The organism is Ruegeria sp. CDSC025, from assembly GCF_059610805.1.
In genome coordinates, this window is record NZ_JBXWOJ010000001.1 from 56615 (window position 1) to 71693 (window position 15079).

The following is a 15079-nucleotide window of genomic DNA, read 5'->3' on the forward strand; positions in this document are numbered from 1 at the left end:
CCCGCGATCCTCAGTTGCGGGCAAGGACAAACCAGCTACATTGGATATCAAGAAGGGCCGCCGGCGGGCGATCCAGATAGTGTTGACGACAAGGAGTTCCCACGTGCAGTCACAAGCGCGCATTATATCCGTCCGGCGGGACGACGTTGTTGGTTTCATGCGGTTGATGTGGCTGGCCTTTGCCGGGATGCTGCTTGTATTGGCGCAGTCAGTGGCCGCCCAGGCGCGGGGCGAAAGCCTGGCTCCGCTGGCCGATAAGATCAGCCCAGCGGTGGTCAACATCACCACTTCGACACTGATCGAGGGACAGACCGGCCCGCAGGGGATCGTTCCCGAAGGCTCTCCGTTCGAAGATTTCTTTCGCGAGTTTCAAGACCGTAACGGGGATGAAGATAACCGCCCCCGCCGCAGCAATTCGCTGGGCTCGGGGTTTGTGATATCCGAGGATGGTTTCATCGTTACTAACAACCACGTTATTGCCGAGGCTGATGAGATACTGGTCGAATTCTTCCCGGGCGACGGTCAACCGAAGAAAGAACTGCCTGCGAAAGTGATCGGTACAGATGAAAAAACCGATATCGCGCTTTTGAAGGTCGAAGCCACCGGGCCGCTGAAATATGTCAAGTTCGGCGATAGTGACATTGCGCGCGTTGGCGACTGGGTGATTGCGATGGGCAACCCGCTGGGGCAAGGGTTTTCGGTTTCGGCGGGGATCGTCTCGGCGCGGAACCGCGCGCTCAGCGGATCTTATGACGACTATATCCAGACCGATGCTGCGATTAACCGGGGGAACTCGGGCGGGCCGCTGTTCAATATGGATGGCGAGGTGATCGGCGTGAATACGGCGATCCTGTCGCCGAATGGCGGTTCGATCGGGATTGGCTTCTCGATGGCCTCGAATGTGGTGGTCAAGGTTGTCGACCAACTGCGCGAGTTCGGCGAGACCCGCCGCGGTTGGCTGGGTGTCCGCATTCAGGACGTGACCGAGGATATGGCCGAGGCGATGGGCCTGGACAAGCCGGGTGGCGCACTGATCAGCGATGTACCCGAGGGCCCGGCCAAAGAGGCAGGCCTGTTGGCGGGCGATGTGATCCTCAGCTTTGATGGTGTCGAGGTCGATGACACCCGTGGATTGGTACGTCAGGTTGGTGAGACAACGGTTGGCAAGTCGGTCCGTGTGGTGGTGCATCGGGATGGCAGCACGCAGACAGTGCTTGTGACTCTGGGCCGCCGCGAAGATGCCGAGCGGGCCGAAAGCGAAGAGGGTGAGGCAGAAGAAGCCCCGGTTGAGGAAAATGCCGATATTCTGGGGCTGACGATATCGCCCGTGACTGAAGCCCTGCGTGCTGATCTGGGGCTGGAGCCGGATACCGAGGGGCTGGTTGTGACCGAAGTGGACGAGGCGTCAGAAGCCTATGCCAAGGGTTTGCGCGCCGGTGATCTGATCACCGAGGCTGGCCAGCAGGAGGTCACTGCGATTTCTGATCTCGAGGACCGAATGGAAGAAGCCCGCACGGCCGGGCGGAAGTCACTGCTGCTTTTGGTGCGGCGCGGTGGAGATCCACGCTTTGTCGCGCTGAGCCTTGAAGAGTGATCTCTTAGGTTGAACAAACAGAAAGGCCAGGGCACCTGCTCTGGCCTTTTTTCTGTGCTGAAAAAAGATGAGCCACACGCCGGGGAAGGCGTATGGCTCTGGTACAGGGAGAGGTCAGTGGACAGATATCGGGGATGATTCTCTGACCTCCTACGGTAACAGTTCCTAACGTAATCTTAATGCGATCCGTCGTATGTGAAGCAGGTCACAACAGGTCAAATGAGGTCGGAATCCGCCAGTTCCCGCAGTGCCTCAAAATCATGGATCATCAGGCCGCCCCGCGAAGCTTCGACAACCTTGTCGCGTTTCCAGGTTGAAATTGTCTTTGAGACAGCTTCGCGCGTGGCACCAACGAATTCGGCCAGCTCGCTTTGGGACAGGGTAATGCGAGTGGTTGGATCGTCTTGAAGGTTGGACAGATGCAGCAGTTTGCGCGCAAGCCGGATAGGCATCGGCAAAAAGACCTGTTCATTCAGTTGCGACCCCATCCACCGCATGCGCAAACCGGCCAGTCGGATCATATCCACCGCAAGGTCAGGATGTTGGCGGATCTGGTTCATGACATCGGACCTACGCACACGCAGCACCCGAGAGGCCTCGGCCGCGGCCACGGTTGCGGTGCGGGGGCCATTGTCGAACAAGCCGATTTCACCAAAGACCTCGCCAGGCTTCATCAATGTCAACGAGAGTTTTCGACCGCTCATCGCCAAGAAGGACACCTCTAGCGTGCCGGCAAGAATGGCATAGAGGGCATCCCCTTCATCCCCTTGTTCGAAAAGGATATCACCAGGTTCGAGAGAAATCTCTGTCGCCTGTGCCGAGAGCATTGATCTCAGCCGGTCTGAAGCTTCGGATAGAAAGCCACTATTTGGGAAAGCCGTCATTTGGTGTGGTGCTCCGGCGGGAAAAGGTGAGTGGTGACACAACTTTTCATAGCCCAAGCGTTTAGCCAAGGATTTTGTTAGGTTTTATGGCCTCCCGCGCTTCACGGAAAAGTCATCCGAAGGGCGGTTGAGGATTTAGCCGTCATTGATGATCGGGATCATCCATATAGCTTTGCAACAGGCTGAACTGCAGCATGAGGAACGCCATAAGGGCAATGGGGAATCCGAAGGTTTCAATCTTGACCCACAGGTCAGTCGACATCGTGCGCCACACGAATTCATTTGCGACGGCCAGAACAGCAAAACACGCACACAGACGACGGGTCAGGATCATCCAGCCTTCGTGTTTCATGGGCAGCATCTCGTCCAGAACATAGGCAAGATAGGATTTCTTTTGCAGCAGCCCGATCCCCAGGATCAGAGCAAACAGGCCATAAACAAGCGTGGTTTTCATCTTGAAGAACCGCTCGTCATTGAACCAGGCGGTCAGGCCGCCGAAGAAAATGACCATGAAAGCTGTGAATATCTGCATCCGGCTTAGCTTGCCGGTCAGGTACCACAAGATGCCCATTGCCCCCAGCATCAGCGGCACAAAAATGATCGTGGCAATGATAAAACCGGAATACTCGATGCCGCCGATCATAAAGCTGTCATCGCGCAAGCGCAGGTAGATGAAGAAAAAGGCCAGCGGAGGACCCAGTTCCAGCACCTGTTTCAGAAATGGATTTATGTCGGTCTTGCCTGTCATGTCTTTTGTCCTGCTGCTTACCCGCCCATTTCAACTATTACGGCGCCGAGTGCAATCAATGCCATCAGCGCGATCCGCCTTGGGCCGACGGTTTCTTTCAGAACCAGCCAGCCGATCAGGGCGGCAAAGACGGTGGAGGTTTCCCGCAGAACGGCGGCTTCGCCGACCTTGTCCAACCGCGTGGCCAGCATGATGGCCCCGAAAGATAGGGGGGCGATGATCCCGCCGGCGATGCCGCGCAGCGCCAAGGGTCCCAAGGCCGGGCGATGGGCCATCACGCGCCAGCGAAAGAACGCATAGATCGGCATGGCGGCCCCGTCGATCATGAAAAACCAGGCCAGAAAGGTGAACGGATCGGCCGTCGCACGAATGCCATAGGCGTCATAGGTGGTATATAACGCCACAAACAGGCCGGTTGCGAGGGCCAAGGCTAGGGCGATCCCAAGCGTTTCGCGGTTGGTTTCAAGAAACCGCAGATTATAGGCCGCCAGCCCGAATATCCCCGCTAGCAAGACCGCGACGCCAAACCATTGGGTGGCAGAGAAGGTCTCGCCAAACAAAAGATAGGCGCCGAAAACGGTGAACAGCGGCCCGGTGCCGCGCACAACAGGATAGACCACTGTATAAGAGCCTTTGGTATAGGCCATTGCCTGCAGTATCTTGTAAGCGATGTGGATCAGCCAGACGGTGGCGAAGATTGGCCACATATAGGGTTCGGGCCAGGGTACTAAAAAAAACGCGAAAGGTGCAGCCAGAAGACAGTAGCTGGCGTCTATGGCCCCGCGAGACAGCCACGGGTCGTGACGGCCCTTTTGTAATGCTCCGAACACCGCGTGCAAGAAGGCGGCCATCAGCGCGAGCCCAAGGGCAAGGTCATGGCCCTTGGGCGTGCCTTCCAGAGAGATGAGCCAGTCGCTCAAGACATCGACCTTTCGCGGGTGGAGAGGGTGGGGGGCTGTCTGCCCCCCACACCCCCCGAAGGTATTTTTAGCCAGATGAAGTAGGGATCAGCCTTTATCCAGGCCGGTTAGGGCGGCTGCGAATTCTTCGGGATCGAAGGGGGAAAGATCGTCGATCTGCTCTCCAACGCCGATTGCGTGAATGGGCAGGCCGAACTTGTCGGCCAGTGCCACCAGCACGCCGCCTTTTGCGGTGCCGTCCAGCTTGGTCATCACCAGGCCGGAGACATCGGCCAGTTTCTGAAAGGTATCGACCTGACTGAGTGCATTCTGACCGGTGGTGGCGTCCAAAACCAAAAGGGTATTGTGCGGTGCGGTTTCGTCGACTTTGCGGATCACCCGGACGATCTTGGCCAATTCCTCCATCAGGTCGGCACGATTTTGCAGACGACCGGCGGTGTCGATCATCAACAGATCGGCGCCATCCTCTTGTGCGCGGGTCAACGCATCGAAGGCCAAGGAGGCGGGGTCCGAGCCTTCGGGGGCTGTCAGGACCGGAACGCCTGCGCGGTCGCCCCAGACCTGCAGCTGTTCAACGGCGGCTGCGCGGAAGGTGTCTCCAGCTGCGATCACTACGTTCTTGCCGGCCGCCCTGAACTGGCTGGCTAGTTTGCCGATCGTGGTGGTCTTGCCCGATCCGTTGACGCCAACGACCAGTACCACCTGTGGGCGTTTGGAATAGAGCGGCATGGGCTTTGCAACGGGTTCCATAACCCGGGCGACTTCCTGCGCCAGAAGCTGCTTGATCTCTTGTGTCGAAAGTTTGCGGCCATAACGGCCCTCGGCCATATTGGCGGTGACGCGCAGCGCTGTGTCCACACCCATGTCGGATGCAATCAACAGCTCTTCAAGCTGTTCCAGCATGTCGTCATCCAGCGTGCGGCGAACTGTTGTCTCGGTCTCGGCGCGCCCGAAAAGCCGCCCAAGCATGGATTTGGACGGCGCAGACTCGGCTGTAGTGGCCACCGGTTTGGCAACTGCCTGTTCCGGTGCCATGTCCGGTTGCGCGACTTCGGGTGCCGGTTCGGAATGCGGCGCTGGCGCTGGCGGGATTGAATCCGGTGCAGTTGTTTCCTCGCCCCCATCTTCAACGATGGCATCCAACCCTTGTTCAAGGCGGGATGAGGATTTGAACAGCTTGTCCTTGAGCTTTGAGAATAGCGCCATTTTTGGTCTCCGCAGGTGTTCCTCTCACCTAATGCGGAATTGCAGCAGTTGCAAAGGGTCAGAGGAAGGCGATCAGAAGACCGGCTTGCGCCCCCCAATACAATACCCAAACCAGATAGGAGGTGAAACGGCGGCTGGGATGGTCCGCTGGCAGAAGAAACTTCTCAGTCGCCAGGATCAGGTCGGACGCGATAAAGGACAACGCCGCAGGTAAAGCCCAACGCAGCGCGCCTGTCTCGGGCAGGGCCAGGACCGTGATACCCATGCCCAGAATGATCGGAATATACCCGAGAACGGGCCATTTCAGGTCTCCGGCACGCGGCGGTAATAGGGTGACTACGACAATACCGAGGAGGATCAAAGACCAGAAATATCCGGGCTTCTCCAGAATAAGCGCGGCGTCGCTGGCCGGATGGGACAGGAACAGCCCGATATAGGCCAGATGACCAGTTGCAAAGGCACCGATCCCGGCCATGAAGGTGGCATCACTTTCCCGGGACAGAAGGGCGTCCCCCAGCGCACAGAATGCCAGCGCAAGGATCAACAGAAATGGAGCGCCACTTTGGGCGGCAATGACCGCCAGAATTGCGACGGATAGGGTCTTTAGGATTGACCGAACAGCGCCAGCGCCACGCGAGGTCAATGGCAGGTAAGCCAGAGCGCAAGCTGTCGCAATCAGAAAGAGGGCATTGGTCATAGAGTTATCTCCGCAGCATGTACCGAACACTTTCGCAGCGCATAACCGCACAACTCAATCGGTGACGTGAAGGCACCCGGTTGGAATGAAAAGGGAATTGGCCTAGCGGCCTGCCATCTGACAGAATGAACCCATGCTGAAACGAATTGCGATTCTGTTGTCGTTGGCTGCCCCGGCGGTTTGTGCTGACACATCCCTGTCCGGCGCGGAATTTGACCGCTATACGCTGGGAAAAACCCTGTTCTATGGCTTTGAAGGCAGGATCTATGGGGTCGAGCGTTATCTGCCGGATCGCCGCGTGATTTGGTCTTTTCTGGATGGGAACTGCAAAGAAGGGCTCTGGTACGAGCAGGAAGGACAGATCTGTTTCGTCTATGAAGACCGACATGACCCGCAATGCTGGGTATTCACTGAAACTGGCGGCGGTCTGATCGCTCAGTTCGAGGGAAATCCTGAGATGACCGAACTATATGAGAACGAAGACACAGACGCCGAGATGGTCTGTTACGGTCCCGAAGTCGGTGTCTAGCCTGTGCAGGGGTCAGAACAACGACCCCTGATCCGGCGCATCCTTTTTCGGCGGCTTTTTCGAAGTTGACGGTGACGCGGTATACGGGCCGGTCTTCAATTCGCCATCTGCAAATTCAATGTCAAAGGATTGGTGATTTGCCGCCTGTTTTCGGGTTGTCAGTACCTGTCCTTCGGCGCGTACGACCGCATATCCACGTTGCAGCGTTGCCTTGTAGCTGAGCGTTTCACGCAGCCGGTCTGCGGTTTCCAGGGATTGACGCATCCGGTCCAGACGCGCGGCTTGCGCTGTACTCAAGCGTTCGGCTAGGCGGTTGATGTTTTGCCGTTGGCTGTCGATTTCGCGCTGGATCGGCCGGACAGACAGGCGCGACGAAAGGCTGCGCAGTGTTTCCTGTCGGGTTCCGACCAGTGAGCGTAATGTGGACGGGCGCAGATGGGCGGACAGTTTCACAACTTGCAAACGGCGGTTTTGCACGCCGCGCTCAAGTGCTGGTGTCAGTCGGTCCGCAATTAAATCAAGGCGTTGTCGCGGGTTGTTCAACAAGCTATCCGGGCGTGGTAATGCGCGGGATAAATCCCGCAACCGTTGCGACCGTCTTTGCACAGCGTCCGTGGCTGCACGGGACAGGCGGGCGCCCTGCTCTCCGGTCCAGGCCAAAAGTTCCATGCGGACGGGCACCGCAAGCTCGGCTGCGGCCGTGGGGGTTGGGGCCCGGCGGTCTGATACAAAATCAATCAGGGTCGTGTCGGTCTCGTGCCCAACCGCCGAGATCAGCGGGATCTCTGATGCCGCCGTAGCATGGGCCACGATCTCTTCGTTGAACCCCCAGAGATCCTCGATTGACCCGCCACCGCGGGCGACAATGATCAGGTCAGGTCGTGGCAGCGCACCGCCAGGGGTCAGTTGGTTGAAACCAGTAATCGCGTTCGCCACCTCAGGCGCGCAATTCGAACCTTGCACGGCGACAGGCCAGATCAGCACTTTGCGCGGAAACCGGTCACGCAACCGGTGCAGGATATCGCGGATCACCGCGCCCGAGGGTGAGGTCACCACGCCGATGATCTGAGGAAGATAGGGCAGAGGCTTTTTACGCTCGGGTGCGAACAGGCCCTCGGATTCCAACTGTTTCTTTCGCTTTTCAAGCAGGGCCATCAGGGCACCCTGTCCGGCCACCGAAACCTCATCCACGTTCAGATTGTATTTGGACTGCGCTCCAAAAGCGGTCAGACGGCCTGTGACGACCACTTCCAGACCTTCCTCGGGAACCACGGACAGGGCAGCAACCTGGCCTTTCCAAGTGGTGCAGGCCAGTACGTTCTTGTCGTCCTTGATGTCATAGTACAGATGACCAGATCTGGCTTTGAACACGCGACCGACTTCACCCCGAACACGGATTCGGCCGAAACTGCCTTCCAGCGTCCGCTTCACCTCGCCCGAGATGTCGGAAACAGTGTATTCAGGGGTATTTTGGCCGGGAATGGGGTCGTCAAGCAGGTCGGACATTTCAGCGCCTTGTGTCAAATGCTCGGCCAGCTTAGAACGCGCGGAAGGCGAGGCCAAGCAGATCGGAGAGCAGTCATGAACATCCTCATTCTCGGCAGTGGTGGGCGCGAACACAGCCTGGCCTGGGCGGTGATGCAAAACCCGAAATGTGACCGCCTGATCGTGGCTCCGGGCAATGCTGGGATTGCCCGGATCGCCGAATGTGCGGCACTGGACATCGAAAATGGCGGTGAGGTGGTCAGATTTGCGGATGAGAACGCGATCGACTTTGTGATCGTCGGCCCCGAGGCGCCATTGGCTGCGGGGGTTGCGGATCGTTTGCGCGAGGCTGGTGTCCTGGTTTTTGGCCCCTCGGCCGCGGCTGCACGTCTCGAGGCGTCCAAGAGCTTTACTAAAGAGATCTGCGACGCCGCCAATGCTCCAACCGCAGGATACGCCCGGTTTATCGAGGCCGAGCCAGCCAAAGCCTATATCAAAAAGCAGGGCGCACCTATCGTCGTCAAGGCTGATGGCTTGGCCGCGGGCAAGGGTGTGATCGTTGCGATGGACGAAGCGACGGCCTTGGATGCGATCGATGACATGTTTGGCGGAGCCTTTGGTGGTGCCGGTGCCGAAGTTGTGGTCGAAGAGTTCATGGAAGGTGAAGAGGCATCTCTGTTCGTGCTGTGCGACGGGGAAAGCATCCTGTCCATTGGCACGGCGCAAGACCATAAACGGGTAGGCGAGGGCGATACCGGTCTGAACACCGGCGGCATGGGCGCGTATTCTCCGGCTCCTGTGTTAAGCGCTGTAATCGAAGAGCGCGCGATGAACGAGATTGTGCGCCCCACCATGGCAGAGATGAAGCGGCGCGGAACGCCGTTTCAGGGCGTTCTTTATGTTGGTTTGATGATCAAAGACGGCCAGCCACGGTTGGTTGAATATAACGTGCGTTTCGGCGACCCGGAATGTCAGGTGCTGATGATGCGCCTGGGCGCGCAGGCGATGGACCTGATGCACGCCGCAGCAGAAGGCCGGTTGGCCGAGGCGCGTGTAAACTGGGCGGATGATCACGCCTTGACGGTAGTCATGGCCGCAAATGGTTATCCGGGCGCCTACCAAAAAGGCAGCGTGATTAAAGGGCTGGATGACGTATCTGAAGATAGCGGTAATATGGTGTTTCACGCAGGAACCAAAGAATCCGACGGTCAGATCGTCTCTAGTGGTGGCCGGGTATTGAATGTCACCGCACGCGGCCAGAACCTGCAGGAAGCGCGTGACCGCGCCTATGAGCTGATCGACGGGATCAACTGGCCAGAGGGGTTCTTTCGCCGGGATATCGGATGGCGGGCGCTGTAATCGCGACGGCTCCCGCGCCCAGCCACTGCATCAGAGATGCAGCGTCAATGGGCTTGGGCCGGGCAGCCCTCTGACGCGGGCTGCAGTCAGGGCGAGGGTACGCAGTTAAGCGCAGAGGTCATTGCTTTCGGGCTAAAGGGGGCGACCAGATGCTGCACCCAGCCATTGTCAAAGCGGATGCTGACAATTTCGCGCCAGTCCGCAGACGCGACAACCAGTTCCGGGCCATTGCCACAGTCGCGCAGACCCCCTGTGATGAAATCTTCGCCGATCCGATGATTTGTCAGCCTTGGTAGGGCGGCAATCTGGATTAATTCTCCGTCGACAAAGCGCCATATGCGCAATGTCTTGGCCAGATGAGGGCGGTCGACATAGGCGATTTCGATATTGCCATCCCCATCCAGATCCGCCGCCCCGACCGGAGCAAGCCATCGAAAGCGGGTACCGATATGCGGAGTTGCGGCGATTTTATCGCCTCTGGCATCATAGATGGCCAACTGAGCGCCCGCTTGGTCCTGAGATTCAACGACAATGGCCTCGGGGGTCCCATCCTGATCCACGTCCACAAGCCGTGGAGCGAGATCTTCAAATACGCGATCAGATGGAAGACGGATGGTCACATTTCCGCTTTGGATAGTCAGCTCCAACGCGCCATATTCGATGTTATCACCCAGAACTCCGTGGGCGTAACGTGTAGTCGGCTCGGTGAAACGAGCGGCTGGGACGGTCTCTGCCAGTGCCAGCGGGACATGGCCCGTCAGCCAGAAGCACAACGTCAGCGCTGCGCCGCGGGCCTGACCCTGCCAAGTTCGGTAGGGTAGGCGCGGCGCTTTGCAGGGCATCAGATCTGTTTTTCCGGCATCTGAACGATCAGGCCATCCATCTCGTCTGTGACTTTGATCTGGCAGGTCAGGCGCGAACGGGCAGGGTCGGGCTCATAGGCAAAGTCCAGCATGTCTTCTTCCATGTCATCCTTGCCGGGAATTTTCTCAACCCAGTCGGGGTGGATATAGACATGGCAGGTCGAACAGGCACAGGCGCCGCCGCAATCCGCTTCGATGCCGGGAATGTTGTTGTCACGGGCTCCTTCCATGACGGTTAGTCCGTTGGCGACCTCGACAGTGTGCTCGGTACCGCCATGCTCGACATAGGTGATCTTTGCCATTGCGTGCGTCTTCCTTTTTCGATTGTCGATTTCTTCCTTAGTGAAGGGCGTTGCCTGTTTCCAGTGGGAATTGCGACATGAACGGTCGCGGCTGAATATTCTTATCGACAATATTGCAATCGAGCCTGCACCGATGTCAGTCGCTTTGACCGATCTCTAGAACCATGTGCAGGTGCATTCCTATTCCATGCTCGTCGTCCAAAACGGGCACGCGCGATTCAATTTCGACGCTAAATCCAATATGTTCATAAAAACTAACGGCTTCATTGTTGGCAGCTACATCAAGGCATATTTGATTGCACCCACCCGCCAAAGCCCGTTTCGTTGCTATTGCAAAGAGTTGGCTGGCAATGCCTGTACCCTGCATGTCTGGGTTCACAGCGAATTCGAGAATGTAGTAAGAGTTTTGACGCGGGGCGGGAAACAACCGATCCATCCAATGCAAGGCAGATTTTAGATGACGGGCTTCATCTTCGCCAAGAGCATTAGCTTGATGATCGACGGAAAAATCGAAATTCGCAGCATATTCTTCTTCTGTATGCCCAATAAGGAGGCCGGCGACTTTGCCACGGTGCATGGCCGTGAAGGCATGTTTGAACGAATACAAACCTAGTTGCGCGGGCCATTCTGTTCCGATGATCTTAAGCAAGACATCCATTTTTCCAAATATGTAACCGTTTAGTTTTGGATCTGTGCTCCATAGAAGATCGGCGAGAGCCTCGGGTGGAACAGATTTGGAGGCCGGTTGTACTAGGACGGTCAAAATTCACTCCTGATTCTGGCATCCAGAAAATGCGACATACCGTGTAAACAATACCCTCGCTTATCGTTTAAACAAAACGCCCTGCGATTGCCTGTCACGGTGATCTCCGCGCAACTCGGCATGCAAGGCGCGGCCCGCTTGCACACCGCGGCGAGAGCTTACGGTTTCCAACCAGCGGGTAAAGTGAGGCTTGTTTTCCAACACCTGTTGTTGCCCTTCCCACAAGCTCGCCCAGCCCCAGATCGACATGTCGGCGATGGAATAGAAATTGCCGGCCACATATTCGTTCTCGGCCAGCCTGCGATCCAGAACGCCGTAAAGACGTCCGACTTCGGCACGGTAGCGATCCTTGGGGTAGGGCAGGTCTTGCGGCGGGTCCAGCTGAGGTGCGTATTTCAGGAAATGGTGTGCTTGTCCCGCCATCGGGCCGATGCCGCCCATCTGCCACATCAGCCATTCTTCGACAGCGATCCGGTCACGTTCAGTTTCACCATAGAAGCGTCCGGTTTTTCGGGCGAGATACATCAGGATCGCGCCGCTTTCGAATACAGATACCGGCGTCCCTCCGGGTCCGTTCGGATCGACGATCGCGGGCATCCGGTTATTGGGGGCGATCTTAAGGAACTCGGGGTCGAACTGGTCGCCTTGGCCGATGTTGATCAGGTGGGTTTTATAGGGCAGCTCCATCTCTTCCAAAGCGATGGACACTTTCCAGCCGTTGGGCGTGGGCCAGAAATATAGATCGATCATGTCATCTCCTCAAACTGGACGCGATCATGGAGGTTTCAGCGCGTTCGGCAAGAGGGCGCGCAGGTGTGTTACGAAAGCGTGACCTTGGTGCAGCCGGTCTTGACGTGATCTGGGACGGGGCGTAAATGCATCCTCATCAAGTGGCGATTTGTTACCGGATTGCGGGCCACGTTAAACAACACCGCTAAAAGGTCAGGATGAAAGACCCCTTTCGCTTGGCCGCGTCTGGGGTTTTTTGTTTGCCTCCCAAGCGGGGCTGAAAGGAATGACATGAGCGAGAGCTGGAACAAGCGCACACAAGCCGTCCATGGCGGCACCCGCCGCAGCCAATACAACGAAGTGAGCGAGGCGATCTTTCTGACCCAGGGATTTGTCTATGATACGGCCGAGCAGGCCGAGGCGCGGTTCATCGAAACCGGCCCTGATGAGTTCATTTACGCTCGGTATGGAAACCCGACAGTTTCGATGTTTGAACAGCGTATCGCGGCTCTGGAAGGGGGCGAAGACGCTTTTGCCACCGCCTCTGGAATGGCTGCGGTGAATGCGGCACTGACTTCGATGTTGCAAGCCGGTGACCACGTTGTTTCTGCCAAGGCTCTGTTCGGGTCGTGCCTGTATATTCTGGAAAACGTGCTGACCCGGTTCGGGGTTGAAGTGACCTTTGTGGACGGTACCGATCTTGACGCATGGGAGGCTGCGATCCGCCCGGACACCAAAGCGGTTTTCTTCGAATCTATGTCCAACCCGACGCTTGAGGTCATCGACATCTCAGCCGTTTCCCTTCTGGCCCATGCGGTTGGTGCAACGGTCATCGTGGACAATGTGTTCTCGACCCCAGTTTTCTCGCGCGCGATCGCTCAGGGGGCTGACGTGGTTGTCTACTCGGCGACCAAGCATATTGACGGGCAGGGCCGCGCCCTGGGTGGTGTCATCATCGGCACCAAAGAGTTCATCCGTGGTACGGTCGAGCCCTATATGAAACACACCGGAGGCGCGCTTAGCCCCTTCAACGCGTGGATCATGTTGAAAGGGCTTGAGACCATGGCGTTGCGGGTCAACGCACAGGCCGAAACCGCCCAGAAGATTGCCGAGGCGCTAGAGGGCCATCCGGCGTTGGAGCGGACGCTTTACCCCGGTCTGAAGTCTCATGCGCAGAATGATCTGATACAAACGCAGCTTGGCGGCAAAGGCGGGACAGTGCTGTCGTTGGATATCAAGGGCGGAAAAGAGGCGGCATTTTCCTTCCTTAACGCCCTGACGATTCCGGTGATTTCGAACAATCTGGGCGATGCCAAGTCGATTGCCACCCACCCGGCAACCACCACACATCAAAGATTGAGTGACGACCAAAAAGTTGAGCTGGGCATTGCTCCGGGCCTCATCCGGTTCTCGGTCGGTCTGGAAGACGCCGATGATCTTCTTGCCGATATCAAGCGCGCATTGGACGTTTCTCAGCAATAGGGGCGTCAGCTGAACTGTTAGCCATGGTTCGAAAACGGTTTGTGACTTGTGCGCATGATGCGCCCATCACGAAGTTTCGATCCGGGCTGTGTTTCGGCGCGTATACCATTAGACTGGAAATCGCGTCGAACATATATATAGTCCGGCGACCAACCCGAGGAGCCCTGATCGATGAACGTGTATCCCCGTGACATTGATGACGCCCCCAACAATGATGAGGCCGCGGCAGCGTTGAAAACCCTGCGGAAATGGGCCGAGAACGCGACTGAGGCTGAAATCGGTCAGCTTGATCCTGCTGTCGCGCGGCTTGTGCCGGGGCTCCTGCCGGTCAACTACCCATCCCTGTCGCGGCATTACCCCGAGGGGTTTGCTGTGGATGAGGCCTACCGCGCCTCGTTGCCTGACCTTCAGAATGGACCTTCCAGCCTGATCCGTGGGGCGAAGCAACAGATTCAACATGTTGGCATATCGAATTTCCGCCTGCCGATCCGGTTTCACCGCAAGCAGGGCGACGACCTGACGCTGGAGACCTCAGTGACTGGCACTGTCAGCCTTGATGCGGAAAAGAAGGGCATCAACATGTCCCGTATCATGCGTTCGTTCTACAAACATGCTGAGCGCACGTTCAGCTTTGAGGTGATCGAGGCTGCGCTGAACGACTATATGACCGATCTGGACAGCTTTGACGCACGTATCCAGATGCGGTTCTCTTACCCGGACAGGACTCAAAGCCTGCGTTCGGGTCTGGAAGGCTATCAATATTACGATATCGCCCTGGAACTGGTCGAACAGAATGGCGTGCGTCAAAAGATCATGCATCTGGATTATGTGTATTCCTCGACGTGCCCATGTTCTCTGGAGCTCAGCGAGCATGCGCGGTCTACACGAGGGCAACTGGCGACGCCGCATTCGCAGCGCTCGGTTGCGCGGATATCGGTTGCGGTCGATTGCGATGCCGATTGCCTCTGGTTCGAAGATCTGATTGCGCTGTGTCGCAGGGCGGTGCCGACCGAGACGCAGGTCATGGTCAAACGTGAAGATGAGCAGGCCTTTGCCGAGCTGAACGCCGCAAACCCGATTTTTGTCGAAGACGCGGCACGCCTGTTTTGTGCCGAACTTTTGGCAGACCATCATATCGGCGATTTCCGAGTGATCGCCAGCCATCAAGAAAGCCTGCACAGCCATGATGCCGTTTCTGTTCTGACTGAGGGCCCGACCTTTGTGTCCTCCAGCCTGGATCCGAGGCTGTTTACGACATTGTTTCATGTCGGATAGGTGTTAAACCTTTGTAAAGCCTTGATTAAGTGCCGGCGTGGTGAAATTTCGCCGCATTGCAGCGATAAATGCTGCAAGCGCGAAGTTCTTGCTGTAAACTATCCTTGAATGCAGCCATCTCGTGGTCACTGTTCTGGTGATCATTTCACTCAATCAGGAAGCCGGCACGTGCGACGCCAAGGACTGCAAGGCAACGTAATCCGCCCGTTTTGTCAGGGCGGGCAGGGTTCTTTACTCATTCGC

15 protein-coding genes and 1 riboswitch are annotated in these 15079 nt (G+C 57.2%); of the genes, 5 read left to right on the forward strand and 10 right to left on the reverse strand.

Annotated elements, in window-relative coordinates; translation table 11 throughout:
- Nucleotides 1-157: 157 nt before the first annotated feature.
- Nucleotides 158-1594, forward strand: coding sequence for a Do family serine endopeptidase (locus AC2FH8_RS00330; RefSeq protein WP_496688209.1), 1437 nt, complete (start codon nucleotides 158-160; stop codon nucleotides 1592-1594).
- A gap of 215 nt (nucleotides 1595-1809) precedes the next feature.
- Here AC2FH8_RS00330 and AC2FH8_RS00335 read toward each other — a convergent pair whose 3' ends face one another.
- The 5 genes from AC2FH8_RS00335 to AC2FH8_RS00355 all read right to left on the reverse strand — a co-directional run bounded on the left by AC2FH8_RS00335 (nucleotide 1810) and on the right by AC2FH8_RS00355 (nucleotide 6049).
- Entirely contained in the window at nucleotides 1810-2478 is a 669-nt protein-coding gene (locus tag AC2FH8_RS00335; RefSeq protein ID WP_142634564.1) for a Crp/Fnr family transcriptional regulator, read from the reverse strand.
- Between the two features lie 142 nt (nucleotides 2479-2620).
- A complete protein-coding gene (locus AC2FH8_RS00340) occupies nucleotides 2621-3226 on the reverse strand; it encodes an inner membrane-spanning protein YciB (protein WP_142634562.1) in 606 nt (201 codons plus the stop codon).
- Between the two features lie 17 nt (nucleotides 3227-3243).
- A complete protein-coding gene (locus AC2FH8_RS00345) occupies nucleotides 3244-4146 on the reverse strand; it encodes an EamA family transporter (protein WP_271946361.1) in 903 nt (300 codons plus the stop codon).
- A gap of 87 nt (nucleotides 4147-4233) precedes the next feature.
- Complete coding sequence (gene ftsY, locus AC2FH8_RS00350; RefSeq protein WP_496687506.1) at nucleotides 4234-5352, reverse strand: signal recognition particle-docking protein FtsY; 1119 nt, start codon at nucleotides 5350-5352, stop codon at nucleotides 4234-4236.
- Between the two features lie 58 nt (nucleotides 5353-5410).
- On the reverse strand, nucleotides 5411-6049 hold the full coding sequence (locus AC2FH8_RS00355; RefSeq protein WP_496687509.1) for a lysoplasmalogenase family protein: 639 nt from the start codon (nucleotides 6047-6049) through the stop codon (nucleotides 5411-5413).
- A gap of 133 nt (nucleotides 6050-6182) precedes the next feature.
- Between AC2FH8_RS00355 and AC2FH8_RS00360 the strand changes: the two genes are divergently transcribed.
- On the forward strand, nucleotides 6183-6578 hold the full coding sequence (locus AC2FH8_RS00360; RefSeq protein ID WP_496687511.1) for a hypothetical protein: 396 nt from the start codon (nucleotides 6183-6185) through the stop codon (nucleotides 6576-6578).
- A 12-nt stretch (nucleotides 6579-6590) separates the two neighbouring features.
- Here AC2FH8_RS00360 and xseA read toward each other — a convergent pair whose 3' ends face one another.
- Nucleotides 6591-8084: an exodeoxyribonuclease VII large subunit gene (xseA, locus tag AC2FH8_RS00365; RefSeq protein ID WP_496687513.1), complete on the reverse strand. Its 1494-nt coding sequence runs from the start codon at nucleotides 8082-8084 to the stop codon at nucleotides 6591-6593.
- Nucleotides 8085-8159: 75 nt separating this feature from the next.
- Between xseA and purD the strand changes: the two genes are divergently transcribed.
- The gene (gene purD, locus AC2FH8_RS00370) at nucleotides 8160-9422 is read left to right on the forward strand and encodes a phosphoribosylamine--glycine ligase (RefSeq protein WP_496687516.1); all 1263 of its coding nucleotides are present in this window, start codon (nucleotides 8160-8162) and stop codon (nucleotides 9420-9422) included.
- A gap of 86 nt (nucleotides 9423-9508) precedes the next feature.
- On the opposite strand, the gene AC2FH8_RS00375 is transcribed toward purD, so the two are convergent.
- From AC2FH8_RS00375 to AC2FH8_RS00390, 4 genes are all read right to left on the reverse strand, one after another.
- Complete coding sequence (locus tag AC2FH8_RS00375; RefSeq protein ID WP_271946377.1) at nucleotides 9509-10264, reverse strand: FG-GAP repeat domain-containing protein; 756 nt, start codon at nucleotides 10262-10264, stop codon at nucleotides 9509-9511.
- A complete protein-coding gene (locus AC2FH8_RS00380) occupies nucleotides 10264-10587 on the reverse strand; it encodes a 2Fe-2S iron-sulfur cluster-binding protein (protein WP_142634548.1) in 324 nt (107 codons plus the stop codon). Before AC2FH8_RS00380 ends, AC2FH8_RS00375 begins: the two co-directional genes overlap by 1 nt.
- Before the next feature lie 136 nt (nucleotides 10588-10723).
- On the reverse strand, nucleotides 10724-11350 hold the full coding sequence (locus AC2FH8_RS00385) for a GNAT family N-acetyltransferase (protein WP_281994800.1): 627 nt from the start codon (nucleotides 11348-11350) through the stop codon (nucleotides 10724-10726).
- Nucleotides 11351-11410: 60 nt separating this feature from the next.
- The gene (locus AC2FH8_RS00390) at nucleotides 11411-12100 is read right to left on the reverse strand and encodes a glutathione S-transferase N-terminal domain-containing protein (protein WP_271946383.1); all 690 of its coding nucleotides are present in this window, start codon (nucleotides 12098-12100) and stop codon (nucleotides 11411-11413) included.
- Nucleotides 12101-12230: 130 nt separating this feature from the next.
- Nucleotides 12231-12308: riboswitch (SAM riboswitch) on the forward strand.
- 62 nt (nucleotides 12309-12370) lie between these two features.
- On the opposite strand from AC2FH8_RS00390, the gene metZ reads away from it, so the two are divergent.
- Nucleotides 12371-13561 carry an O-succinylhomoserine sulfhydrylase gene (metZ, locus tag AC2FH8_RS00395; RefSeq protein WP_281994799.1) on the forward strand — a complete coding sequence of 397 codons (1191 nt, stop codon included), beginning with the start codon at nucleotides 12371-12373 and terminating at the stop codon, nucleotides 13559-13561.
- 171 nt (nucleotides 13562-13732) lie between these two features.
- Nucleotides 13733-14836 carry a GTP cyclohydrolase FolE2 gene (folE2, locus tag AC2FH8_RS00400; protein ID WP_142634540.1) on the forward strand — a complete coding sequence of 368 codons (1104 nt, stop codon included), beginning with the start codon at nucleotides 13733-13735 and terminating at the stop codon, nucleotides 14834-14836.
- Nucleotides 14837-15079: the final 243 nt, after the last annotated feature.